Genomic DNA, 21,958 nt, shown 5'->3' with positions numbered 1-21,958 from the left:
TCCTCAGCGACCGAATCCCTCGACCGCGACGACTCGTCGGACGCCGAGGTACGCCGCCGCGGCGATAGCGGCGTACGCGACCACGAGGACGCCCGTCGTCGCGTCCGCGCTGTCGATGGCGAGCCGGGCGACCGCGTTCGCGGGGCCGCCGGCCATCGCCGTCGCGCCGCCGAACAGCACGAGGACCGCGACCGAGTAGAGCAGCTGGGCCGCCTGTCGGTCGGGCGCGACCGCCGCGATGCCGACCGCGACCGCGACGACGAGCGTCGTCAGCGCGGTCATCAGCGCCAAGATCGGGCCGACGTTCGCGACCGAGGTGCCGTTCGCCTCGAGGAGGAGCAGCCACAGCAGGGCCTGGCCCGGAGCGATCCCGATCGCCGCGGCGGCCTTCCCGTCGACGATCTCCGCGAGCGTGACGGGCGCGACGCGGAGGAGTTCCATCGTCCCCTGATCCAGCTCCTCCGTTATCGAGTCGACGATCAGCGATCCCGAGATGAACACCGGGAGGAAGACGAGGAGGGGGATCAACACGGTGTACGTGAACGTGAAGTACGGGCTGGTGTCGCTCCGGTCGGGCAGTGGCAGCGGCGACTCCTCGAGGTACTGCGCGCGGCTATCCCGTTCGTTCAGCTCGTAGGTCCGCAGCAGCTCGCGCAGCTGCACCACGATCACCGTCGTCTCCACGGTGGAGTCCGGGGCGGTGACGGCGGCCGACACCCGCCCCGACTCCGTGCGGGTCGCGACCACCACCGCGTCGGCCGCGTTCCGGTCGAAGGCCCTCCGCGCGGCGCCCGCGTCCTCGTACGGCGTGACGGTGGCGCCGGGCACCTCGCTCGCGGCGCGCTCCAAGTCGTCGACGGCGTCGCCCGCGGCCGCGACCTCGATCTCGGCGCCGTCGAGCGCGCCCGGGTCGTACATCGAGACGAGCCCGACGACGAGGAACGACGAGAAGGTCGCGATGAACAGCTGGATCCCGATCGCCAGCAGGATCGTCTTCTCGGCGCGCAGCCCGGCGAGCTCGCGCCCGGCGATCGTCAGGCGGCTATCCAAGGCTCACCACCCCGACGTTGTACGCGGCGTGCCCCAGCGTCGCCAGCGTCAGCGCCAGCGCGTAGGCGGTCCGCCCCCGGCTCGCGCCGACGCTCGCGACGCTCGTCGCGGCGACGTGAAGGACGAGCGGCGCGAAGAACAGCGCCGCCAACGCGAGCGGCGGCAGCCCGGAGAGCCCGGCCACGTCGGCGAACGCGGCCCGGCCGAGGAAGAGCTCGGTGAGACCGACCGCTTGGACGACCGCCGTGACCTTCTCCGCGAGGAAGAACCCGGTTCCCGAGGCGAATCCGACCGCGAGAGCGACGCGAAGCGCTCCGTCGCCTCCCCCTCTGCTCTCTCCTCCTCCGTCGCCGAACCCGTCGGTCCGCTCGAAGACGCCGCGCTCGAAGCCGGCGTAGAGCCCGACGCTCTTCGCGACCTCCTCGACGAACGCGATCGTCACGAGCAGCACCGGGATCGACACGGTGACCGGCAGCGCGAACAGCACCGCGACGGCCAGAAGCTCCGCGACGAACACGAAGGGGATCGTGCAGGCGGTGAGGAGCGCGACCGAGCCGAGCGCGCGGAGTCGGTCGCGATTGAGGAGCCCGCCGCCAGCCGGTATCGGGGAGAGCCGGACGGCGAGCGCGTCGAGGAACTTCCGCGTCACGGGCTTTTGCGAGAACATGTCCTCCTCGCGGTAGACGCCGAGGCCGAGGCCGAAGAGGAGGGCGGCGCCGACCGCCATCGGCGCGGTCGAGAAGAGCACCTCGCCCGCCGAGACGGCCTCGCCCTGGAGGTCGAAGACGACGAGCGTCAGCGGCGAGACGAGCGCGACGGGCGTCACGTTCGTGAAGATGGCCGGCACGAACGCGTACGTGGTCAGGAGGACGCTCACGCCCACCGTCACGAAGGTGAGCTCCTTGAACGAGCGCGCGAACATCGCGCCGACGAAGGTGGCCCCGAGGAACGTCGCCGCGACCGGCGCCACCGCGACCACCGAGAGCGCGCCGCCGCCGACGAGGAGCGCGATGAGGCTCGTGACGACCGCGGCGGCCGCCGCGTACGGCAGCGTCTTGCCGGCGACTATCTCCGCCGGCGACAGCGGCGTGACGAGCAGCGGCTCCCCCCGGCGGTTCGTCCGCTCGTCGAGGATCGAGGAGCCGTACGCCTGGATCAGGAAGTTCATCGGCACGAGGAAGACGAACGCCAAGAGCAGCGAGGTGAACGGGAACGGCGGCGTGATCGAGCCGGGCGAGCCGACGGTGTCCGCGCCGAAGGCCGCGCCGCCGATGGAGGGCACCGCGAAACCGCCGCCGTCGTCCGAACCCGCGCCGCCCTCGACTGATCCCGCGTCGCCCGTGCCGTCGCCGCCGTCGCCGCCGCTCGTGCCGTCGCCGCCGTCGCCGTCCGTCGCCCCACCCCCGCCGTCGCTCCCGCCGGTCCCTCCGTCGGAGTCGCCGGTCGACCCGCCCTCGGTCCCGCCGTCGCCGCCGCCGAGCGTCGCGCCGTCGTCGACGCCGGCCGATCGGCCGACGTACCGGAGCGTGACGACGACCGGGAAGGCGGCCGTCCGGTTCGGCTCGGCGCGCATCAGCCGCTCGTTGTGCGACGCGACGGCCTCGCGGACCGACGCGGCCGCCGCCTCGCCCTTCCGCGTGTCGCTCGCGCGCACGACGACCTCCTCGACGTCGGCGGCGTCGATCGATCCGCCGTCGCCGGAGCCGGGTTCCACCACGGTCACCACGACCGCGTCGGCGGTGTCGCCGAGCGAGGCCGTCCCGCCCGGGACCGGGCGCAGCGACGGCGCGTCCTCGATCGCGTCCGCGTACGGCGACTCGGCGTCGACGCCGACCCGGTACACGTCCCGGTCGACGTCGAGCCCGGCGACGCCGGTCGCGACGCCGACGCCGACGACGCCGCCGGCGACGAGGAGGAGGGCGACGCCGGCCGCGAGCGTCCGGCGGTCGACGCCCCCGGACGCGCGGGCGGACTCCCACCTCGCGACCCGGAGGACGCGGCGGACGCCGACCGCGAGCCGTCGGCCGACGCGGCGAAGCCTGTCGATCACTCGGTCGCCTCCGTGGTCGCCGGCTCCGTCGTCTCGGTTTCCGGTTCGTCGCCGTCGCCGTCGCCGTCGGCGCCGCTCGCGGCTTCGGTTCCGTCACCGCCGAGGTCGCCGGTGTACCGTCCGGGCATCGGCCGTCCGACGATGTCGAGGAACACGTCTTCGAGGCTCGGCTCGCGGCTCCGGATGTCGACGACCTCACCGCCGGCGTCGCCGACGGCATCGCGGACGGCCGCGACCGCGTCCATGCTCGGGACCGCCGTCCGGTACCGGTCGCCGACCTCCTCTGTCGTCGCGTCGAGCTCGGCGAGCGCGGGCGTCGCGGCCGGCTCGACGTCGGTGAACACGCGGTAGGTCGTCTCGCCGTGTCGCTCGCGGATCCCGTCGACGCTCCCGCGGGCGACGATCCGCCCCTCGTTCATCACCACGACGCGGTCGCAGACGGACTCGACGTGGTAGAGGTTGTGCGCGGAGAAGACGACGGTCTTCCCGGTCTCGCGGAGCTCGCGGGTGAACGCCAGCACGGAGTTCGTCGTCACGGGGTCGAGCCCGGAGGCCGGCTCGTCGTACACCAGCACGTCCGGGTCGTTGACGAGCGAGCGCGCGATGGCGACCTTGCGTTTCATCCCCTTCGAGACGTCGCCGAGGCGGCGCTCGCGGTGGTCCAGTTCGAGGCGGTCGAGCGCGGCCTCGATCCGCTCGTCGGCGACCTCACGAGGTACGTCGTAGAGGTCGGCGAAGAAGCGGAGGTACGACAGCGCGGTCATCTCCTCGTACAGCGGCGACTCCTCCGGCAGGAACCCGAGGTGGCGTCGCATCTCGGGGTCCGAGGCGTCGAATCCGGCCACGGTCACCTCGCCCGCCGTCGGCTCGACGAGGCCGGCGAGTATCTTGAGCGTCGTCGTCTTCCCGGCCCCGTTCGGACCGACGATCCCGAACACCTCGCCGTCGTCGACGGAAAAGTCGCTGTCGACCACGGCCGCGAAGTCGCCGTAGGTCTTCCGGAGCCCCGAGGCCTCGATCATGCGCACGGCTCCGCAGTCGGTCGGGTTAAACCCACTCCCGCGGTTATCGGCGGCGAGAACGCGGCGTGCGAAACGGGACCGGGGCGCGGAGCGAGCGCGCCGCGAACCGGCGCGTCAGTCCGTGTACGGCTTCTCGATGTTCGCGTCGCCGCTGATGTACGCGTTCATCCGACGAGTGATCCCGTCGAACAGCGTGATGAGCGGCGAGAGGACGCGCTCGACGAGCCGCACCGGCGACGCGACCCGCAGCGACCACGTCTCGGCGTTTCCGAGCCCGAAGGCCTTGGGGACTATCTCGCCGAAGACGAGGACGAGGAAGCTCGTACACAGCGTCGTCACCACGATCGCCGCCCCCGACGGGAGGTAGCTCGCGATCAGGACGGTCACGATGCTCGAAATGGCGATGTTGACGACGTTGTTCCCGACGAGCAGCGTCACGAGGAGCCGGTGGGGGTCGTCGTGTAGCTCCTTCAGCACGTCCCCCCGCGGGTCGTCAGTGCCGGCCTGCCGCTCGAACCATTCGGCCGGCAGCGAGAAGATGGCGGTCTCGGAGCTGGAGAAGAACGCGCTGAATCCCAGCAACACGATCACCGCTGCGGCCCCGATCACGCCGAGTGCGGCTCCGACCATGCCTCGTATCGAGAAAGGAGGCCAAAGAGGGTGTCGACGGGGGCCGCCTCGTGCGACTGAAACGACGCGGCCGCGTGGCTCTCCGGTCGCGTGACTGGCGATGCCACGACCGTTCCGGCGAGAAACGACGGTCGGGCGGCGCTACTCTTCTTCTTCCTCTTCTTCGACCGGCCCCCGTCCTCGCTCCCAGACCGCGTGGGCGGACGTGTCGTTCGGTGCCGTGTGCGAGACGTCTTTCATGGTGTCGCGATCGCTTGCCATATTGCCCTCCGATAGCTCGGAACCCCGTATTAACCCTTCGTGGAAAGAGATAATGAGTCCTGATACCATATTAGGTATTAATATGGAACGTCGCGACGCCGCCGGAGAATCTGAACGTATTCCGAGTATATCTCCTTGTACCCGTTGGAAAATTAACGAACGTACGGATAACGTCGAGCGACCGCAGCGATGAGGCGGACGGCCGCCGGACGAAGTAGCGTGTTCGGAAACCTCGACGCGGCCGGAAACGTCGACCGCGACGGCCGAGCCTCCGTGGTCCGCGAGGGCGCGACGCTCGCGGTCGGTCGCGACGTCGACGCGCCGCCGGAGCGGACAGCCAGGGCGCTCCGCGACACGCGGCGGTGGCCCGACTGGAGTCCGTCCGTCAGCGGCGTCGAGAGCATCGACCGGTACGTCGAGACCGGAACGACCGGGCGGGTCCGGGTCGCGGGCGTCTGGGTCCCGTTCCGGGTGACGGGGGCGACGCGTCTCCGGTGGGACTGGCGAGTCGCGCGGATCCCCGCGACCGGGCACCGGGTCGATCGGTACTCGGGAGAGCCGGACCGGTGTCGAGCGGTGATCGAGGTCCCGCTGGTCGCGGCCGCGTACGTCCCGGTCTGCCGGCGCGCGCTCGATCGGTTCGCGGCGCTCGTCGAGGGGGAGTGACCCGGGCGGCGCTCCGGCGCTGAGGCGTTCGGGCGTCTCAGTTCTCGTAGCCCTCCTCGAACGGGTCGATGACCGCGCTGCCGGGCTCGTCCTCGTCGCGGGTGAAGCCGGGCCCCTGGGTCGCCAACTCGAAGACGAGGCCGTCGGGGTCGGTGAAGTAGACGCTCTTGAAGTAGGTTCGGTCCTTCACCTCGGAGACTTCGACGTCGTGGGCTTCGAGGTGCGCCTGCCACTCCTCGAGCGTCGCCTCGTCTTCGACGCCGAACGCGAAGTGGTGGCTCGCGCCCGGGCCCGGCGTCCCCTGCGAGTCCGGGTACTCGAAGTAGGTGACGTTGGTCCCCGGCTCGCCCTCCGGCGTCGGCGAGAAGTAGTAGTGCGGCGTCCCGGGGTCGTCGTAGTTCTGGGTCCGCTTGACCGTGTGCCAGCCGAGCACGTCCTCGTAGAACGCGGTGGTCTCCTCGATGTCGGTACAGATGTTCGTGACGTGGTGGAGCCCGGTCGTCGGCGGCGCGTCGCTCATGGTCTGTGTGAACGCTCGTCAGGGAAGTAGTTAGTCGTACTGGCGACCCGGCGGACGGCGGACGTCGGTACGAAAAGGAGCGCGTTGCGTGCGCGTCGGTCGGCAAAACTTCGCGTGCGCGTCGGTGGCGGAACGGTTCGACCGCGGCTCAGACCGGCCAACCGGTTCGACCGCGGCTCAGAACAGGCCGACACCGACCGCGTACGGCCACGCGCTGCCGCCGACAGCGAGCAACGCGAGCGCCGCGCCGGCGCCGTAGACGTTCTTCAGGAAGCTCGTCATCTCGTTCTGCTTCTCCTCGGGGTCGTCCATCGACCAGAAGTCGTGCATCGTCACGGCGGAGACGAGGAGGAAGACGGCGAGCGCCCCGGCGGAGAGGACGGGGAACGCGCCCGCCGCGACGCCGAGGCCGCCGAGGACGAGGACGGCGCCGGACGCGATCACCGAGAACTGCGGGGCCGGGAGGCCCTTGAACTCGGCGTAGCCGGCCATCGTTTCGAGGTCCATGAAGTGGTTGAGGCCCATGAACGCGAGCGTCGCGCCGAAGACGATCCGGCCGAGCAGAAAGAGTTCGCCCGCGAGGGGGGTGTCGAACTGGAGCGGTAACGTCGCGAGTTCAGCTAACATCGTGTAACCTGCTATACGGACGTAACCTATTTATCGCTTCCCGGACCATTGGGTTAGTAGGTAACACCGATGTCATCACAGGACCTTTCGGCGGCGGAGTCGGCGGAGACGGCGGATTCGGGCGCTGACGTGGCGGCTGAGGCAACCGCGCCCGACACGCCCTGCCCGGTAATTGACTCCATCGAGCAGATCGGATCGCAGTGGCGGCTCGTCGTCCTCCACGAGCTGTTGAACGGCGAGGCGCGGTTCAACGAGCTGAAGCGGGAGACGGACGCGAACGCTCGGACGCTTTCGCGCGTGCTCGACGACCTCCAGGAGACCGGCTTCGTCGATCGACGGCTGGAGGAAGACTCGCCGGTGGCGACGTACTACAGTTTGACTGATAAAGGCGAGTCGCTCGCCCCCGTCTTCGAGGAGATCGACGACTGGGCCCACGAGTGGCTCGCCGAATGTGAAGCGTAAGCGTACGTTAGCAAGATTGAGCATCGTTTATAAATCAGAGTCCGTCTCGTGACTGTCCGTTTATAAGTCGCTAACAGCGAGTCGACGGTGAACACCCCCAAATTCCCAGCCGCGGGGGCGGCGCGAGCCACCGCGTCGTCTGACTCCCATGATCCCTCTTTCGTGTCGCCCCGCCCGACCGAAAGGCGCTTTTCGCGGGGCCGCGACCGTCCGGTATGCTCACGGTCGCGCTCGCGGGCAAGCCGAACGCCGGCAAGTCCACCTTCTACACCGCCGCCACGATGGCCGACGTCGACGTCGCCAACTACCCGTTCACGACGGTCGACCCGAACCGAGGCGTGACCTACGTCCGCACCGAGTGTCCCTGTCTCGACCGCGAGGAGCGCTGTGGCAACGAGAACTGCCGCGACGGGAAGCGCTACGTCCCGGTCGAGCTGCTCGACGTCGCGGGGCTCGTGCCGGGCGCCCACGAGGGGAAGGGCCTCGGCAACCAGTTCCTCGACGAGCTGACGAACGCGGACGTCGTGTTGAACGTCGTCGACGCCTCGGGCGCGACAAACGCCGAGGGCGACCCCGTCGAGGTCGGGAGCCACGACCCCCTCGACGACGTGGACTTCGTCGAGGAGGAGATGGACCTGTGGCTCGCGGGCATCGTCGACCGCAACTGGGAGGGCGTCGAGCGGCAGTCGCGTTCCCCCGACTTCGACCTCGAAGGGGCGCTCTCGGACATGCTCACGGGCTTCGGCGCGACCGAGCGCGACGTGACCGCGGTCCTGCGCGAACTGGAGTATCCCGACGACCCGAAGGCGTGGGACGACGGCGACCGCGAGGCGCTCGCGCGGGCGGTCCGCCGCCGCACCAAACCCATCGTCGTCGTCGCGAACAAGGTCGACGCGGCGCCGGACGGCGCGGTCGAGCGCATCCGCGAGGGGACGGACAAACCCGTGATCCCCGCGACCGCCGACGGCGAACTCGCCCTGCGCCGCGCCGCGGAGGCCGGCGTCGTCGACTACGACCCGGGCGACGAGTCGTTCGAGGTCGTCGGCGACGTCTCGGATGACCAGCGCGCCGGCCTCGACGCGCTGCGCGAGTCGATGGCCGAACACGACGGGACTGGCGTTCAGACGGCCCTGAACGCCGCCGTCTACGACCTGCTCGACCGGATCACGGCCTACCCGGTCCAGGACGCCGGCAAGTGGACCGACGGGACCGGGAACGTCCTCCCGGACGCGTTCCTGCTGCCTTCGGGGTCGACCCCGCGGGACCTCGCGTACGCGGTCCACTCCGACATCGGCGAGGGGTACCTCCACGCGGTCGACGCGCGCGCCTCGCGCCGGATCGGCGAGGACCACGAGCTGAGCGAGGGCGACGTGGTCAAGATCGTCTCGACCGCCGGCCCCTGATCGGGACGGAGCGACGCCCTCTCGGTCCTGCTGGGTCCTTCCGGGCCTCACCACCGCTCACTCCAACGGTCGCGCGTACGTCACCTGTTTGGGCTCGAAGCCCGCGTCCCGGTAGAACCGCCGCGCGCCGTCGTTGCCCCACTCGCAGGAGACGGTGAGGTAGTCGCGGTCGGCCTCGAGGGCCATCGCCGTCACCCGGTCCACGACCGCCGTGCCGTACCCCTCGTTCCGGTGGTCCGGGTCGATTTCGAGGTTCACGACGTCGAGGTACCGGCCACGCTCTCGGGAGGGGCGCTCTCCGGTCTCGACGGTGACGAACCCCACCGTCTCGCCGTCGGCGACGACGAGGTAGTCGGTCGTCGCGGGGTCGTCGAGGTGCGCGCGGAAGCCGTCGTCCGGCACCGATCCCGCGTCCTCGTAGACGATCTCGTTCAGCTCTGAGTGCGCCTCCATCGCCGTCGCGAGGTCGTACCACCGTTCGACGAGGGCGTCCAGGTCGCCCTCGCCGGCTTCGACGAGTTCCATGTCCGCCGGGACGGCGGAGGGTCCCTTCAGCCTTCCCTCGGCGCGGGTCGGCGTCACGTCCGGGAACGCGGCGCGGCTCCCGCGTGCGACCGATAGGCACATCCCGATCGCCCGAGACGGGCTTGTAGAGAGCGGCCATGCTCGGGCTCGAACACGACTTCCGGATCGTCGACACCCGCGCGACCCTCGACCCCGACGAGTCGTCGGTCGCCACCCACGGCCGAGACATCTCGCCGGAGCGGCTGGAGCGCGAGATGCTCCAGGCGGGCATCGTCCGCGCGGTCGCGAGCCCCGGCCAGCGCGCCGCCGGGCGGAGCTACCTCCGCGCGAACAACGCCGTCGCGCGCCTCTCCATCGACCGGCCGTTCGTCGCGTTCGCCCGCCTCAACGGCCCGCGCGACCCCGGGACCGGACCGGTGTCGGCGGTCCGGAACCTCCGCGCCGAGCGCGACGACCACCACACCCGGCCGGACGACGTCGAGCAGTACTCCTACGACGACCGCTTCCACGGCTTCACGCTGGCGCCCCACGCCGACGGCCTCCCGAACGAGGACGTGCTGGCTCGGCTGGAGGACGCGGACCTCCCCCTCTTCGTCCACGCCGGTCGGGAGTTCCCCCCCGAGGCGGTCGAGACGGAGCTGCTCGGCTACGACCTCCCGGTCGTGCTGGGGAGCTTCGGGGGCTACCCGCTGGACGCCGAGCTGATGAATCAGACGCTGGACCTGTTGGACGACTACGACCGCGTGTACGTCGACACGAGCGCGGTCCGGTACCGCGAGGTGCTCGAACGCGGCGTGCTGGAACACCCCGACCGCGTCCTCTTCGGCTCCGGCGCGCCCGACGTCCACCCCAACGTCGGCGTGATGGAAGTGCTCACCCTCGACGTCTCCGAGGACCTGATGGCCCGCGTGCTGGCGAAGAACCCCGCGCGCCTCGTCCCCGCGCTCGCCGAGGGCGCGGACGTCTGACGACGGGAACCGCCGCCCGCGGATTCCCCCTCGGCGCCGAAGCGACGGCCACTTGTCGCGTCGCGGCCGACCGACGACAATGAGCGACGAGGACGCGGACGTCCCGCGGACCCGCGCCGACGATCCCCACGTCGAGGTCGTCCGCGCGGTCGGCCACGAGAACGTCACCGCCGAACACGCGAGCACGTTCGAGCTCACGACCGACGACTGGCTCACCCCCGCCGGCGACTGTATCGTCGGCGTCGAGGCGGACCGGACCCCGCGAGACTTCTCCCCCGAGTTCCGCGAGGCGTGTCGGGACGCGGACGCGACGGTCGAGGCGACGCTCGTCGTCGACGCCGGCGACGAGACGTACGAGGAGACGATCACCGGCCGCGGCGACCCCGACCTCGCGCTGCTCGACGACCGCTCGATGGTCGGCCGGACGAGCGGCTACACCGACGACGAGCGGACGATCCTCGTCGACGGCGACGGCGCGGCCGCCGACCTCGACCGCGACCTCGTCGGCGCGCTGGCCGACGGGGCCGACCTCACGCTTCGGTTGGCGGTCGAGCCCGACGAGTAACTGCCACGCCGGAACCGTCTCAGTCGTCTGCCGCCGTCGCAAAATTAGACAACCCTAAATGAGTTTACCGTTGTTCCGCAACCCTTTTGCGGGGGTCCCGGGATGAACTGTGTATGAGCGACGTGAAAGCGGAACTCCGCGAACAGTTCTTGGAGGCGTTCGGCGGCGCAGACTTCCCCGTCGAGAACCAGATGGACCTCGTCCCCGCGCTGCCGGACGGTCCGGCGACGAAGTTCGAGGCCGGCGACGTGAGCTTCACCGCGATGGAGATGGCGGCGAAGCTCGGCAGCGAACAGGAGTTCCCCTACGACACCGCCGAGGAGCTCGTCGACGACATCCTCGACGGGCTCGAATCGAAAGGAATGATCTGAGACGGCCGACCGACACGGAACTTTTCCGTCGACACTCCGCGCTTTTCGGTTCCGTAGCCGACGCGCCGGCGGGAGGTTGATTACCGCGGAGCCGCTACGGCGGGTGTGTTCGCCGAGATCACGAGCCTGGTGCCGCGGTGGGTCCTCTGGGGGGTCGGCCTCGGGATCGCCGCCACCGGGGTGGTCGCGCTCGCCTTCTACCTCGGCGACCGGTTCGTGCCGGCTCCGGCCGCGTCGGCCGGCCGCCGCGGCGCCGCCGGCGACGAGCGCCGCCGCCGCGAGATCCGGACGTATCTGACCGCGGCCGGCGAGCGCTTCGCGGAGGACCACGCGTTCGACGGCGTCTCCGTTCCCTTCTACCTCCCCGAGCGCGGCGTCGCGATCACCTTCGACGCGCACGACTACTTCCGGCTGGAGGGCGAGGGCGTCTACACGGTCCTCTGCGAGCACGAGATGCCCGGCCGCGGGCTCGGCCGCCGGCTTCCGTTCGACGTCGACGAACCCGACTGGGCGACCGACGAGTCCGGTTCGGGGCGCGACCGCACCGGTCGGTTCGGCGGTGGCGGCTTCGGGACCGGCCGATCGGCCGGCGCCTCACGGCCGGGCGGCGCCGCCGGCCGCGCCGACCCCGTCGGCGACGCCTTCGACGAGCTCGGCGTCTCGCGCGACGCCGACCTCGACGCGGTGAAGGGCGCCTACCGCGAGCGCGTCAAGGAGACGCACCCCGACCAGGGCGGCGACGAGGAGTCGTTCCGGCGCGTCCGCGAGGCGTACGCGACCGCCCGCAACCACGTCGACGGCGGTCCGGCCGACCGCGACGCGGACCGCCGCCGCGAGCGACAGACCGGGTACGGGCGGTGACGCGAGCGGGCGCCGAGGTCGACTCCGCGTTCTCCGACGTCGCCTTCGCGGAGCGCGCGATCTACCTCCCCGCGAACGACGCGCTCGTCGTCGCCGACCTCCACGTCGGCCGCGGCGAGGCCTCCGCCGTCTCGCTCCCGCTCGGCGAGCGCGCGGACCTGATCGACCGGCTCCGCGACCTCCTCGACCGGTTCGATCCGGCGACGGTCGTCGTCGCCGGCGACGTCGTCCACACCTTCGACCGGGTCAGCGACAGGGCCCGCGGGGCGCTGGAGGCGCTCCGCGACGCCTGCGACGCACGCGGCGCCGCCCTCGAACTCGTCGCGGGCAACCACGACGCCGCGCTCGCGGACGCGTGGGACAGTCGGGTCCGCGACGAGTTGGTCCTCGATGAGTCCGGGGACCGGACCGCGAGCGACGCGCCCCGGACCGTCGTCTGTCACGGCCACGAGGCGCCCGCGACCGCGGCGGACCGGTACGCGATCGGCCACGTCCACCCGACGATCGAGATCGAGGGCGACCGCCGCCCCTGCGTCCTCCGCGGCGAGGGGACCTACCGCGGCGCCGACCTCCTCGTGTTGCCCGCGTTCACCCGGCTCGCCCCGGGCGTGGCCGTCAACGACATGCGGACCGACGCGTTCGACTCCCCGCTCGTCACCGACGCGGACCGACTGGCGCCGGTCGTTATCGACCCCGACGGCGGGGACGGGCCCGCCGCCGACGCGGGGGGCGGCGCGGGCGACGCCGGAGCGGTCCTCCGGTTCCCGCCCCTCGGCGAGTTCCGCGAGCTGTTGTGAACGCTTTTGTTCTGTCGTGCGTACTGTGAGCTATGAACACGGAGAACGCCTGCCTGGGCTGCGGCGAGCCGTTCGACTGGGGCGACGGCGAGTGCCCCGAGTGCGGCTGGGACCGCGACGAGTGGGCCGCGAGCGGCCGACACGGGCTGGAGAAGGAGGGGCACGGCGAGCCGGAGGAGGACGGGGAGTCCCGCGGCGGCGGGCTCGGCGGCCTCGGGCCGATCCGCTGAGGCGGGAAGCCGCGAGGGGTCCGACACCGCTCTCGAACCGCGGCTCAGTCGTCGCCGCTGAGCGTCCACGTCGAGGTGAACTCGTCGACGTCGCCGTCGTACGCCGAGGGACCGTCGCCAGACTGATCGACGTACGACGCGCCGGAGCCGTCCGGGCCGTCGGGGCCGTGGCGCGCCCGGTGGAGCGCGTCGCAGACGGCGCCCTGTCCGCCCATGTTCACGCTCGCCAGCCGGGAGCGCTTCTGGACCACGTCGAGTCGCTCGGCCGGGATCGGGTCGCCCTCCGGCGTCAGGAACAGCGTGTCGTCGGGCCCCGTCACGTGGCCGCTCGTCTCGACGCGGTCGAGGTAGTCGGCGACCGGGTCGGCGTCGACGACGACCGAGAGCCCGCCGAGGTCGACGTGGGCCTCGTCGCCGGCGACCTCGACGTCCGAGCGTTCGATCGCGACGACCTGTTCCGGGTCGACGCCGGCGTCGAGCAGCGCGTCGACCGCCTCGCGCTGCGTGGAGACGCGAGCCTTGTCGGCGATGGCCGCGCGCACCTCCGCCACGCCGCCGTCCGCGTCCGGGAAGGTCTCCCCGAAGGTGTCGCGGGCGTTGACGCCGGTCGTGATCTCGTCGCCGTGCATGTGGTCGCACAGCTCGATCCGCGCCTCGTCGGCCCAGTCGAGCCCCTCGACCTCGTCGCGGGCGTCGGTCGCCATCATCCACGCGAACGCGGGCGAACACCACGCGGTCGGGAGCGTGAACCGGACCTCGACGCGGTCGCCGTCGACCTCGATCGCGTCGACGTAGTCGAGTTCGACGATCGAGCGGGCGAGCTCCGGGTCCTCGACGCGGTCGAGTCGGTCCCTGACCGCCGAGATTCGCTGCGGCTCGCCGGCCGGGTCGCTCGGGGAGTCGCCGCCGGTGTCGCTCCCGGCGTCGGCCGTCGGGTCCGTGCTGCTCCCCGACATCAGTCCGCGGCGGCCCCCGCGTCCCCGCCGTAGTGGGCGCCGAGGTCGAACCGCTCGGTGATGTCGTCGTCGCGGAACTGGCGCTTCTTCTCCTCGATGTCGATGTCGTACAGCTCCGCGACGTTCTCGCCCATGACCTTCTTCATCGTCTCGACGTCGAGTTCGACCCCGTACTCGTCGCGCTGCTCGTCGGTGAGCTCCGCGTTCATCACCTGGTCGACGAGCCAGTCGGGGTTCCACAGCGCGTAGTCGGAGCCGAACAGGACCCGGTCCTCGCCGAGCCAGTACAGCAGCTCGCCCATGATCTCGCCGAACTTCCGCGGGCGGTTCGTCGTCATCGCGGAGGCGACCGCGAGTCCGCCGTACACGTTCGGCTCCTGGGCGGCGATCCAGCAGAAGTCGTCGAGCCGCGGGAGCCCGACGTGGTTGACGATGAAGTTGAGTTCCGGGAACGACGAGGCTGCGTCGTCGATGTCCTTCACGTCGAACGCGTCGCGGTTGAGCGGGCGGATCGTCGGTCCCTTGTGGGCGTTGATGTTCTCGATCCCGAGGTCGGCGCACTTCTCTAAGAACTCGAAGGCCTCGTCGCTGTCGAGCCGCCACCCCTTCGACTCGCCGCGCCACTCGGCGGTGTACAGCTTCACGCCGGGGATGTCGTACTCCTCCTTGAGATGTTCGAGGTATCGGAGTCCCTCCTCGCCGTCTCGCGGGTCGAAGCTCCCGTTCAAGACGAACCGCTCCGGGTACTCCTCGGCGAGCTCGGCGTTCTGCTCGGTCGTGTTGAACCCCTCGTCGTAGAAGTCGTCGAGGTAGGTCGGCTGGAAGATCGCCATGTCGGCGGCCGCGTTCCCGAACAGGTCCTCGGTCATCTTGTCGGCGCCGTAGTGCCGGTACGTGTCGATGTCCCACTGCTTCTCCTCCGGGGTGAACCCGGTGTGGTAGTCGTAGAAGCACTGGAGGAACTGCTCGCCCCCCTCGTGAATGATGTTCTCCTCCCGGGCATCCCACAGGTGAACGTGGCCGTCGATGACGAATATCTCCTCGCCGTCCATCTCGTACATACAAGTTAGCGTGAGTGTTGGTCACATATAACTATAAGGATCGTTCAGTATCGTTACCAATGGTAAGATGAGAGGTCTCGACACGTACGCTGGTCACCCGAACCACGCACATCCGTAACGAATGTTTATGTAGGTGTGTGAAAGAGTGTGAAACACATGCAAGCTGCCAGACTCCACGAGTACACCGACGACATGAGCGAGGGGCTCACGATCGACGAGGTAGACCGACCGCACGCGACCGGCGCGAGCGACGTGATCGTCGAGGTCGAGGGGGCGGGCTGGTGCCAGACTGACAACCACATCATCGAGGGGATGTGGGAGGAGTACGTCCCGCAGGACCTCCCGATGACGCTGGGCCACGAGAACGCGGGCACCGTCGTCGAGACGGGCGAGAACGTCGAGATCGTCTCGGAGGGCGACCCGGTGATCTGTCACCCGGTCCAGACCTGCGGCACCTGTCGTCCCTGCCGGCTCGGCGAGACGATGTACTGCGAGAACGACTCGTTCAACGGGCTCACCGTCGACGGCGGCTTCGCCGAGTACCTCCACACCAGCGAGCGCTCGGTGATCCCGCTGCCGTCGGGCGTCGAGCCGATAGACATCGCGCCCCACGCGGACGCCGGCATCACCGCGTACCACGCCGCGAAGAAGGCGGTCGCCGACCTGAACCCGGGCGACCACGCGGTCGTCATCGGCGTCGGCGGCCTCGGCCACATCGGCCTCCAGTGCCTGAACGCCATGAGCGCGGCCCGGATCACCGCGGTCGACCTGAAGCAGTCCGCCCTGAACCTCGCGGACGGGTACGGAGCCGACCACTTAATAAACCCGAGCGAGGCCGACGTCGCGGCCGAGATCGAGGGGATCACCGACGGGACGGGTGCGGCGCAGGTGCTCGACTTCGTCGGCGAGGACGTGACGACCTCGTACGCCCCCGACATCACCGCCGCCGGCGGCGACCACCACATCATCGGCTACGGCGGCCACGTCCACGAGCCGGCGCAGGCGCTGGTGAACGGCGAGTTCTCCTTCGTCGGCAACATCGTCGGTCGGTACGCCGAGCTACAGGAGCTCGTCGCGCTCGTCGAGCAGGGCGACGTCGACCTCCACACCAGCCGGTACGACCTCGGCGAGATCAACACCGTCGCCGAGAAGCTCGAACACCGGGAGATCGACGGGCGCGCCGTCATCACGCCCTGAGTCGGGCCCGGACGCCGAGCCGCAGTCCACGGAAGATTTTTATCGTTGGTTTCGAACACTCCCGATTATGGAGCGCAGAGCCCTCCTCACGGCGATAGGCGGATCCGCCGTCGCGCTCTCCGGCTGCGTCGGCGAGCCCGGAACGGACCCGGCGGCGAACGGGACCGACGGCGGCGCGAACGGGACCGACGGCCAATCGGACGACGGAGACGGGACGAGCCCGTCGCTCGACGTCGAACTCCGAACGGTGCCCCACGTCGTCACCGCCTACGAGCCGTCGCCGAGCCGCGGGATCGACCCGGACCACGTCGTCCCCGAGTCGGAGGTTCCGGACGCGCTGCGCGACCCGCTCGCCGCCGCGCTCGACGGCGGGTTCGAGACCGACGATCCGAGCGACGCGCTGCTGGCCGCGGTCGACGAGTTCCGCGTCTACGACCGCGGCGAGCTGAAGCCGTACGTCGATATCGACGGGACGCGCTACGCGTTCGACCCGACGCTCCCGACGTTCACCGCGGAGCTCCTCGACGAGGAGGCCGACGAGTACGACGAGGACCGCGTCCTCCGCGAGGCGGGACAGCGCGACGACCGCCGCTCCGAGGCGGTCGAGACCTTCGTCGACGCGTTGACCGCGTACGGCCCGAACGTGGCGCGGGGGGAGTACCGACGGTGCGTCCGCCCGGAGTCGGTCGCCGCGTTCCTCGAGGAGTACGACTACCTGGAGGACGGGCTCGGCGTCTCCCGGATCCGGACGGCCGTCGAGAACGAGGCCCCGCCGTACGGGATCACGGCGAGCGAACTGACCGACGGCGAGATGTGGGATCGACCGGTCGTCGACGAGTCGACGCTCGCCGACGAGGTCGTCACCTTCTTCGAGCGCGCGCTGGCCTCGGAACACCGGGCGCCCGCGCTGCCGACGGCGGACCGGAGCCAGCTCTTCGCCGCCGACGTGCCGGACGCCTACGAGGAGTTCGCCGCCGGGCGCGACGGGCCGGTCTACTACCGGATCGGCGGGACCGTGTACAGCATCCTGGTCGGCGAGTCGCTGTACGACCGGCTCCCGGTGTCGGTCTCGGTCGCGGCGAGCGAGGACGCGGCCCGCGAGTTCACGCTCACCGTGGCGCCCGAACCCGAGAACGCCGACGGCGACGCCGAGGGGCCGTACACGTTCACGAGCCGGGGCGCGCTTCCGAGCGCCCTCTGGGTTTTCCACGATGGCGAGCGACGCTCGCTGGAGATCGTGGAGACAGAGGGCGTCGAGGGGCCGCACCCGAGCCGCAGCGACGGGCAGGCGTTGGAGTCGCTCACCGCGGGCGGCGAGATGGCGGCGACGTACGCCGTCCCGTCGGACCTGCCCGCGGGGACGTACGTGGGCCGCGGCCTGTTTTACGTCTCGTGGAACGTTCCGGGGCAGACCCCGAGCGAACACGGGGCGTACCCGTTCGAGGCGGCGATCGCGGTCGAGTGAGCGGACCCGGTCCTCCCCCGGCCGACCGAGCGCTCTCGGCGCGCGCGCGGACCGGGACGACCCCGGCGGGGCGGACGCAACTCGGGGAGGCTCAAATCGGCGCTTCACTCACGGGAAGGCATTTGTCGCCCGTTCGTGATCCCGGCGTATGGACACCTCCGTCTCGTCCGCGTCCGGGCCCGCTCCCTCGCGGCGGTGGTCGCTTTACGCCGGCGCCTACGCCTTCGGCTGCGGCGCGGCCACGTCGCTCCTCCTGTCCGCCGTCCTGCGCGTCTTCGTTCAGGTGATCGGGCTCCCCGAGTCGTTCCCCGTCCCCCTCCTCGCGGCGCCGGCCCTCCTCGTCGGCGGCGCGGTCTGGTGGGCGCTCGTCGAGCGCCGGGCGGCGTACACCTACCCCGCCGGGGTCGCATACGGGGCACTGACGGCGCTCGGAACCGGACTCTGCTGGACCGCGTTGTTCCTCGTCGTCTGGAGCGTCGACCTGCTCGCTGCCGGACCCACGCCGCTCCTCGTCGGCCTCGTGGTCGGGGGAACGACGGCCGCCGGGGCGCTGATCGGCCCGCCGCTGATCCTCGTCCGGCGGCGCTACGCGGAGAGGTGAGGCGCGGCCGCGACCGCTAACTCCTTGTGACGCCGGCCCACATCGTTCGCCCATGGACGAGAACGGCGCCGGCGCGGACGCACCCGGCCGTGAGGGTCGGACCGATCCCCTCGCCGACGAGGACCTCTACCGCGTGCTCGGCCCGGACGGCAGCCCCCTGCCGGACGCGACGGTCCCGGACCTCTCGGACGAGGCGTTCCGCGCGATCTACCGCGACCTGGTCGTCACGCGCCGGTTCGACGAGCGCGCGGTGAGCCTCCAGCGGCAGGGCCGGATCGGCACGTACGCGCCCTGCGCGGGCCAGGAGGGGTCCGCGGTCGGCTCGACGCACGCGCTCGCTGACGACGACCTGATAAGCTACCAGTACCGCGAACACGGGGCGGTCGTCGTCCGCGATCTGCTCTCGGAGTACCTCCCCTACTGGATGGGCCACGAGTCCGGGACCGAAGCGATCGCCGACGGCAACGTCTTCCCGCTGAACATCGGCATCGCGGCGCACCTCCCGCACGCGGTCGGCGCCGCGTGGGCGTTCGATTACCGGGACGAGGAGCGGGTCGTCGCCTGTCACTTCGGCGACGGCGCGACCAGCGAGGGGGACTTCCACGAGGCGCTGAACTTCGCGGGCGTGTTCGACACCCCGACCGTCTTCTGCTGTCACAACAACGGCTGGGCGATCTCGATCCCCCAGTCGCGCCAGACCGCGAGCGACACCTTCGCCCAGAAGGCGACCGCCTACGGGTTCGACGGCGTCCGCGTCGACGGGATGGACCCGCTCGCGAGCTACGCGGTCACGCGGGAGGCGGCCGAGCGCGCGCGGGGGGGCCAAGACGAACCGGAGGGGGACGGAGGCGACAAAGACGACCCGCGCCCCGCCCTCATCGAGTTCGTCGAGTACCGGTTCGGTGCGCACACGACCGCCGACGACCCGACCGCCTACCGCGACCCCGACGACGTGGACCCGTGGCGCGCGCTCGACCCGCTCGATCGGATGGAGGCGTTCCTCCGCGAGACCGGCCGGATCGACGACGAGGGCGTCGCGGCGATCCGCGAGGAGGCCGACGACGTCGTCGCCGACGCCATCGACTTCGCGGAGTCGGCCACGGCCGACCCGGCCGACATGTTCGACTACGCGTACGCCGAGCTCCCGCCCGAGGTCCGCCGCCAGCGCGACGAACTGCTCGCGGCCGTCGAGGAGCACGGCGAGGACGCGTTCCTGCGCGAGGAGTAGCGGTCGACCGCGAGGCGGTGCCGCCGCGGTCCGAGGACCGGCACGCCTATTGGTCCGCCGAGAGGTGTGCCCGCATGAACGACGCCGCCCTCCGGACTCGCCTCGACGCGATCCTCCTCCTGCTGGCGACGAACGCCCTCCTCCTGTTCGGGATCGGCTTCCGGTACGCGAGGGAGACAACGGTGGGAGTAACCGTCCTCGCCGCGCTCGTCGGGTACGGGCTCGTCCGGGGACGGCGGTCCGGCGCGCTGCCGTGAGAGGCGCCCGGCGCGGTGCCGCCCGTTCGGTTACAGGTGCTCCGCCGCCGCGTCGGCCGCCGTCCGGCCGCTCTCCAAGGCGCCCTGAATCGACGACCACTCCGTGTAGTCGCCGGCGAGGACGACCGGCCCCTCCGGGTCGTCGGGGTCCGGGAGGTCGGCGTGGACGCCCGGGGGCTGCGCGAACTGCGCGAACCGGATCCGGTGGACCTCGAGGGTCTGCAGCCCCTCGAACTGGCGCTCGGGGAACCACGCCGCGAGCGCGTCGCGGACGTCGTCGCGGAGGTTCGTGTCGTCGCGGTCGAGCGCGTCCTCGCCGAGGAACGTCGCGGCGAGCAGCGCGCGGTCGTCGGGCGCGTACTCGGGCGCGACCTCCGACATCGGGACCACGGCGTTCGGCGACTCGTCGGCCGCGTTGAGCAGGATGCGCTCGCCCGTCTCGAACGGCTCCCCCGCGGGGAGCGCGTACCAGCCGGTGACGTTCGGGACGCCCTCCGTGGGAACCGACTCGACGCCCGTGAGTCGCCGGGCCTCGGGCGGCGAGGTCGCGACGACGACCGCGTCCGCCTCGCGGGTCGCGCCGTCCGCGAGTTCGACGGTCGCGCCGTCGGCGTCGGCGGAGCCGGACCGGAAGGGGATCCGGCCCTGTCCCGCGATCCGGACGGACTCCACGTCCTCGCCCGTCTCGATGTCGACCCCGGCCTTCCGGGCGCGGTCGGCGAGCGCGGCGGGAAGCGCGGCCATCCCCTCGGCGGGGACGCCGATCGACCCGCGCCCCATCGCGCGGAACGTGTACTCGAAGACGTGCTTCGAGGTCGAGAGGGTGCGGTCGAGGGTGATCCCACCGTAGAACGGCTCCACGAAGTTCTCGACGTAGTCATCGGCGAACCCCCAGTCGCGCAGGTACTCGCGGATCGGCGCGTCCGGCCCGGCGAAGAACGCGTCCTCGTCGCGGTTCGCGAGGTCGTACCGGAGCGCGAGCGTCCGGAGTTTGTCTGAGAAGGACACCTCGTCGTTCAAAAGCGAGGGGAGCGCGGAGAGCGGGTCGCGCAGGGGGTCGCCGAGGGTCGAGCGCGACCCCGGCCGACAGATCGTCGCGCCGGGGGCGAACGTCCGGAGGTCGAGGGCGTCGAGCCCGTCGGCGCCGAGTTCGCGCTCGACGGCGGGGTAGCCCGAGAAGAGGACCTGGAAGCCGCGGTCGAGGGTGAAGCCGTCGACCGTCTCCGTGCGCACCCGGCCGCCGACCTCGGGCCGTCGCTCGTACAGCGTCACGTTCGCGCCCGCCTCGGCGAGCCGCGTCGCCGCGACGAGCCCCGCCAGCCCGCCGCCGACGACCGTGGCGTCTCCGTTCATACGTCGAGTATCGGGTCGCGGGTTTATAAGCGGCGGCGAGATCGGCTCGCGGAGGTCGCGGTGACCACGCTTTTCTCGGGGCCGCGAGATCTTCACGCGTGGATCGAGTCGCACTCGCCCGGTGGCTGTCGCTCGCCCTCGTCCCGCTCGGCGTCTGGCTATCCGTCAGCGGTTCGAACGCGGGAGCCCAGCTCGGCGTGCCGGTCGTCCTGTTCGGACTGGCCGGGTTCAGGCTGTCGGACCGGCTGTTCGACCCGGACGCCGCGTCGTCGTGGGGTTCCATCGACGCGAGAGCCGCGGACCTCTTCCAGCTCGGCGCCGCGTTCCTGGTGTTTGCGTTTCTCACTGTTGTTTTGGGCGGGTTCGAATCTCTCTCGGCCGTCGGCGCGTCCCTCCGGTCTCCGGGGGCGTCCGTCCTCGTCGCCGTCGTCGCCGGGGCGGTTCTCGGCGGCGGGCTGACGGCTCTTACGTACCGATGGGGGCGGCTTCGAGCCGTGAGTCAGACGGTCCGGTTCCGAGCGATCGGCGGTGCCGCCACGTTCGGGACGTACCTCGCGCTCCTCGTCGCGGCGCCCTCGTCTGCGTTCCTGTACGCCGCGGTGTACGCGCTCGGTCGGTTGATCGCGCTCTTCCGACTGCCACCCTCCTCGCAGTGGTGATGTATCGGAACCGGTGAGCGGTCCGGACTCGGTTCCGTCGTGCGAGCGGATTTCCTCTTTATAAACAGACGGCCGACGCGAACGCCCACGAAGCCCCAGCCGCGAGGCGGGCGCACGCTCGCTGCGCGCTTCAGTCGCTCACTTCGTTCGCTCCTTCCAGTGCTTGCGTCGCC

The 21,958-nt window shown here is 70.9% G+C and carries 26 protein-coding genes; 15 read left to right on the top strand and 11 right to left on the bottom strand.

The window, feature by feature from the left end; genetic code table 11:
* Positions 1–3: 3 nt before the first annotated feature.
* From AC4NMM_RS13975 to AC4NMM_RS13955, 5 genes are all read right to left on the bottom strand, one after another.
* Positions 4–1,050, bottom strand: a complete 1,047-nt coding sequence (locus AC4NMM_RS13975) for an ABC transporter permease (RefSeq protein ID WP_491924534.1) — start codon at positions 1,048–1,050, stop codon at positions 4–6.
* Positions 1,043–3,100, bottom strand: a complete 2,058-nt coding sequence (locus tag AC4NMM_RS13970) for an ABC transporter permease family protein (protein ID WP_491924533.1) — start codon at positions 3,098–3,100, stop codon at positions 1,043–1,045. Before AC4NMM_RS13970 ends, AC4NMM_RS13975 begins: the two co-directional genes overlap by 8 nt.
* Positions 3,097–4,122, bottom strand: coding sequence for an ABC transporter ATP-binding protein (locus AC4NMM_RS13965; protein WP_491924532.1), 1,026 nt, complete (start codon positions 4,120–4,122; stop codon positions 3,097–3,099). Before AC4NMM_RS13965 ends, AC4NMM_RS13970 begins: the two co-directional genes overlap by 4 nt.
* Before the next feature lie 114 nt (positions 4,123–4,236).
* The gene (locus tag AC4NMM_RS13960; protein ID WP_096393483.1) at positions 4,237–4,752 is read right to left on the bottom strand and encodes a CNNM domain-containing protein; all 516 of its coding nucleotides are present in this window, start codon (positions 4,750–4,752) and stop codon (positions 4,237–4,239) included.
* A 141-nt stretch (positions 4,753–4,893) separates the two neighbouring features.
* Positions 4,894–5,013, bottom strand: coding sequence for a DUF7989 family protein (locus AC4NMM_RS13955; RefSeq protein WP_491924531.1), 120 nt, complete (start codon positions 5,011–5,013; stop codon positions 4,894–4,896).
* A gap of 219 nt (positions 5,014–5,232) precedes the next feature.
* On the opposite strand from AC4NMM_RS13955, the gene AC4NMM_RS13950 reads away from it, so the two are divergent.
* The gene (locus AC4NMM_RS13950) at positions 5,233–5,679 is read left to right on the top strand and encodes an SRPBCC family protein (protein ID WP_491924530.1); all 447 of its coding nucleotides are present in this window, start codon (positions 5,233–5,235) and stop codon (positions 5,677–5,679) included.
* Between the two features lie 37 nt (positions 5,680–5,716).
* Here the strand turns inward: AC4NMM_RS13950 and AC4NMM_RS13945 are convergent, their stop codons facing one another.
* Positions 5,717–6,199, bottom strand: coding sequence for a VOC family protein (locus tag AC4NMM_RS13945; RefSeq protein ID WP_096393485.1), 483 nt, complete (start codon positions 6,197–6,199; stop codon positions 5,717–5,719).
* Positions 6,200–6,376: 177 nt separating this feature from the next.
* Positions 6,377–6,826 (bottom strand): DoxX family protein, encoded by a 450-nt coding sequence (locus AC4NMM_RS13940; protein WP_096393486.1) that lies wholly within the window; start codon positions 6,824–6,826, stop codon positions 6,377–6,379.
* 69 nt (positions 6,827–6,895) lie between these two features.
* Here AC4NMM_RS13940 and AC4NMM_RS13935 point away from each other — a divergent pair, with 69 nt between their 5' ends.
* The gene (locus AC4NMM_RS13935) at positions 6,896–7,288 is read left to right on the top strand and encodes a winged helix-turn-helix transcriptional regulator (protein WP_096393487.1); all 393 of its coding nucleotides are present in this window, start codon (positions 6,896–6,898) and stop codon (positions 7,286–7,288) included.
* Between the two features lie 215 nt (positions 7,289–7,503).
* The gene (locus AC4NMM_RS13930) at positions 7,504–8,691 is read left to right on the top strand and encodes a redox-regulated ATPase YchF (protein WP_096393488.1); all 1,188 of its coding nucleotides are present in this window, start codon (positions 7,504–7,506) and stop codon (positions 8,689–8,691) included.
* A gap of 57 nt (positions 8,692–8,748) precedes the next feature.
* Here AC4NMM_RS13930 and AC4NMM_RS13925 read toward each other — a convergent pair whose 3' ends face one another.
* Complete coding sequence (locus AC4NMM_RS13925) at positions 8,749–9,216, bottom strand: GNAT family N-acetyltransferase (protein ID WP_491924529.1); 468 nt, start codon at positions 9,214–9,216, stop codon at positions 8,749–8,751.
* Positions 9,217–9,353: 137 nt separating this feature from the next.
* Between AC4NMM_RS13925 and AC4NMM_RS13920 the strand changes: the two genes are divergently transcribed.
* The 6 genes from AC4NMM_RS13920 (at position 9,354) to AC4NMM_RS13895 (ending at position 13,008) form a co-directional block, all read left to right on the top strand.
* Entirely contained in the window at positions 9,354–10,184 is an 831-nt protein-coding gene (locus tag AC4NMM_RS13920) for an amidohydrolase family protein (protein WP_096393489.1), read from the top strand.
* Positions 10,185–10,263: 79 nt separating this feature from the next.
* Positions 10,264–10,749 (top strand): DUF371 domain-containing protein, encoded by a 486-nt coding sequence (locus tag AC4NMM_RS13915; RefSeq protein WP_096393490.1) that lies wholly within the window; start codon positions 10,264–10,266, stop codon positions 10,747–10,749.
* A 113-nt stretch (positions 10,750–10,862) separates the two neighbouring features.
* On the top strand, positions 10,863–11,120 hold the full coding sequence (locus AC4NMM_RS13910; protein WP_017342743.1) for an MTH865 family protein: 258 nt from the start codon (positions 10,863–10,865) through the stop codon (positions 11,118–11,120).
* Positions 11,121–11,225: 105 nt separating this feature from the next.
* Positions 11,226–11,981 (top strand): J domain-containing protein, encoded by a 756-nt coding sequence (locus AC4NMM_RS13905; RefSeq protein ID WP_096393491.1) that lies wholly within the window; start codon positions 11,226–11,228, stop codon positions 11,979–11,981.
* A complete protein-coding gene (locus AC4NMM_RS13900; RefSeq protein ID WP_096393492.1) occupies positions 11,978–12,778 on the top strand; it encodes a metallophosphoesterase in 801 nt (266 codons plus the stop codon). The genes AC4NMM_RS13905 and AC4NMM_RS13900 overlap by 4 nt, the downstream gene beginning before the upstream one ends.
* A 32-nt stretch (positions 12,779–12,810) precedes the next feature.
* Positions 12,811–13,008, top strand: a complete 198-nt coding sequence (locus AC4NMM_RS13895; protein WP_096393493.1) for a hypothetical protein — start codon at positions 12,811–12,813, stop codon at positions 13,006–13,008.
* 44 nt (positions 13,009–13,052) lie between these two features.
* On the opposite strand, the gene AC4NMM_RS13890 is transcribed toward AC4NMM_RS13895, so the two are convergent.
* Positions 13,053–13,964: an iron-sulfur cluster assembly protein gene (locus AC4NMM_RS13890; RefSeq protein ID WP_491924528.1), complete on the bottom strand. Its 912-nt coding sequence runs from the start codon at positions 13,962–13,964 to the stop codon at positions 13,053–13,055.
* Positions 13,964–15,025, bottom strand: coding sequence for an amidohydrolase family protein (locus tag AC4NMM_RS13885; protein WP_096393495.1), 1,062 nt, complete (start codon positions 15,023–15,025; stop codon positions 13,964–13,966). The genes AC4NMM_RS13890 and AC4NMM_RS13885 overlap by 1 nt, the downstream gene beginning before the upstream one ends.
* A gap of 156 nt (positions 15,026–15,181) precedes the next feature.
* On the opposite strand from AC4NMM_RS13885, the gene AC4NMM_RS13880 reads away from it, so the two are divergent.
* The 5 genes from AC4NMM_RS13880 (at position 15,182) to AC4NMM_RS13860 (ending at position 19,773) form a co-directional block, all read left to right on the top strand.
* Positions 15,182–16,222 carry an NAD(P)-dependent alcohol dehydrogenase gene (locus tag AC4NMM_RS13880; RefSeq protein ID WP_491924527.1) on the top strand — a complete coding sequence of 347 codons (1,041 nt, stop codon included), beginning with the start codon at positions 15,182–15,184 and terminating at the stop codon, positions 16,220–16,222.
* Between the two features lie 67 nt (positions 16,223–16,289).
* On the top strand, positions 16,290–17,687 hold the full coding sequence (locus AC4NMM_RS13875; protein ID WP_491924526.1) for a hypothetical protein: 1,398 nt from the start codon (positions 16,290–16,292) through the stop codon (positions 17,685–17,687).
* Between the two features lie 148 nt (positions 17,688–17,835).
* Positions 17,836–18,288, top strand: a complete 453-nt coding sequence (locus AC4NMM_RS13870; protein WP_096393498.1) for a hypothetical protein — start codon at positions 17,836–17,838, stop codon at positions 18,286–18,288.
* A gap of 52 nt (positions 18,289–18,340) precedes the next feature.
* Entirely contained in the window at positions 18,341–19,516 is a 1,176-nt protein-coding gene (locus tag AC4NMM_RS13865) for a thiamine pyrophosphate-dependent dehydrogenase E1 component subunit alpha (RefSeq protein WP_491924525.1), read from the top strand.
* Positions 19,517–19,590: 74 nt separating this feature from the next.
* Positions 19,591–19,773: a hypothetical protein gene (locus tag AC4NMM_RS13860; RefSeq protein WP_096393500.1), complete on the top strand. Its 183-nt coding sequence runs from the start codon at positions 19,591–19,593 to the stop codon at positions 19,771–19,773.
* Positions 19,774–19,803: 30 nt separating this feature from the next.
* On the opposite strand, the gene AC4NMM_RS13855 is transcribed toward AC4NMM_RS13860, so the two are convergent.
* Positions 19,804–21,126 carry an NAD(P)/FAD-dependent oxidoreductase gene (locus AC4NMM_RS13855; RefSeq protein ID WP_096393501.1) on the bottom strand — a complete coding sequence of 441 codons (1,323 nt, stop codon included), beginning with the start codon at positions 21,124–21,126 and terminating at the stop codon, positions 19,804–19,806.
* 98 nt (positions 21,127–21,224) lie between these two features.
* On the opposite strand from AC4NMM_RS13855, the gene AC4NMM_RS13850 reads away from it, so the two are divergent.
* Complete coding sequence (locus AC4NMM_RS13850) at positions 21,225–21,785, top strand: DUF8100 family protein (protein ID WP_491924524.1); 561 nt, start codon at positions 21,225–21,227, stop codon at positions 21,783–21,785.
* Positions 21,786–21,958 lie beyond the last annotated feature (173 nt).

The sequence above is a fragment of the Halorubrum sp. SD41 genome (genome assembly GCF_058630335.1).
The sequence above is the reverse complement of the archived record's forward strand: the minus strand, read 5'-3'. Positions and strand labels throughout refer to the sequence as shown.

What these genes read in the sequence shown, in the direction of transcription:
- AC4NMM_RS13965 (WP_491924532.1), bottom strand. Translation starts at nt 4,122, where the DNA reads ATGATCGAGGCCTCGGGGCTCCGGAAGACCTACGGCGACTTCGCGGCC.
- AC4NMM_RS13960 (WP_096393483.1), bottom strand. Translation starts at nt 4,752, where the DNA reads ATGGTCGGAGCCGCACTCGGCGTGATCGGGGCCGCAGCGGTGATCGTG.
- AC4NMM_RS13955 (WP_491924531.1), bottom strand. Translation starts at nt 5,013, where the DNA reads ATGGCAAGCGATCGCGACACCATGAAAGACGTCTCGCACACGGCACCG.
- AC4NMM_RS13945 (WP_096393485.1), bottom strand. Translation starts at nt 6,199, where the DNA reads ATGAGCGACGCGCCGCCGACGACCGGGCTCCACCACGTCACGAACATC.
- AC4NMM_RS13940 (WP_096393486.1), bottom strand. Translation starts at nt 6,826, where the DNA reads ATGTTAGCTGAACTCGCGACGTTACCGCTCCAGTTCGACACCCCCCTC.
- AC4NMM_RS13935 (WP_096393487.1), top strand. Translation starts at nt 6,896, where the DNA reads ATGTCATCACAGGACCTTTCGGCGGCGGAGTCGGCGGAGACGGCGGAT.
- AC4NMM_RS13930 (WP_096393488.1), top strand. Translation starts at nt 7,504, where the DNA reads ATGCTCACGGTCGCGCTCGCGGGCAAGCCGAACGCCGGCAAGTCCACC.
- AC4NMM_RS13925 (WP_491924529.1), bottom strand. Translation starts at nt 9,216, where the DNA reads ATGGAACTCGTCGAAGCCGGCGAGGGCGACCTGGACGCCCTCGTCGAA.
- AC4NMM_RS13920 (WP_096393489.1), top strand. Translation starts at nt 9,354, where the DNA reads ATGCTCGGGCTCGAACACGACTTCCGGATCGTCGACACCCGCGCGACC.
- AC4NMM_RS13915 (WP_096393490.1), top strand. Translation starts at nt 10,264, where the DNA reads ATGAGCGACGAGGACGCGGACGTCCCGCGGACCCGCGCCGACGATCCC.
- AC4NMM_RS13910 (WP_017342743.1), top strand. Translation starts at nt 10,863, where the DNA reads ATGAGCGACGTGAAAGCGGAACTCCGCGAACAGTTCTTGGAGGCGTTC.
- AC4NMM_RS13895 (WP_096393493.1), top strand. Translation starts at nt 12,811, where the DNA reads ATGAACACGGAGAACGCCTGCCTGGGCTGCGGCGAGCCGTTCGACTGG.
- AC4NMM_RS13890 (WP_491924528.1), bottom strand. Translation starts at nt 13,964, where the DNA reads ATGTCGGGGAGCAGCACGGACCCGACGGCCGACGCCGGGAGCGACACC.
- AC4NMM_RS13885 (WP_096393495.1), bottom strand. Translation starts at nt 15,025, where the DNA reads ATGTACGAGATGGACGGCGAGGAGATATTCGTCATCGACGGCCACGTT.
- AC4NMM_RS13880 (WP_491924527.1), top strand. Translation starts at nt 15,182, where the DNA reads ATGCAAGCTGCCAGACTCCACGAGTACACCGACGACATGAGCGAGGGG.
- AC4NMM_RS13875 (WP_491924526.1), top strand. Translation starts at nt 16,290, where the DNA reads ATGGAGCGCAGAGCCCTCCTCACGGCGATAGGCGGATCCGCCGTCGCG.
- AC4NMM_RS13870 (WP_096393498.1), top strand. Translation starts at nt 17,836, where the DNA reads ATGGACACCTCCGTCTCGTCCGCGTCCGGGCCCGCTCCCTCGCGGCGG.
- AC4NMM_RS13865 (WP_491924525.1), top strand. Translation starts at nt 18,341, where the DNA reads ATGGACGAGAACGGCGCCGGCGCGGACGCACCCGGCCGTGAGGGTCGG.
- AC4NMM_RS13860 (WP_096393500.1), top strand. Translation starts at nt 19,591, where the DNA reads ATGAACGACGCCGCCCTCCGGACTCGCCTCGACGCGATCCTCCTCCTG.
- AC4NMM_RS13855 (WP_096393501.1), bottom strand. Translation starts at nt 21,126, where the DNA reads ATGAACGGAGACGCCACGGTCGTCGGCGGCGGGCTGGCGGGGCTCGTC.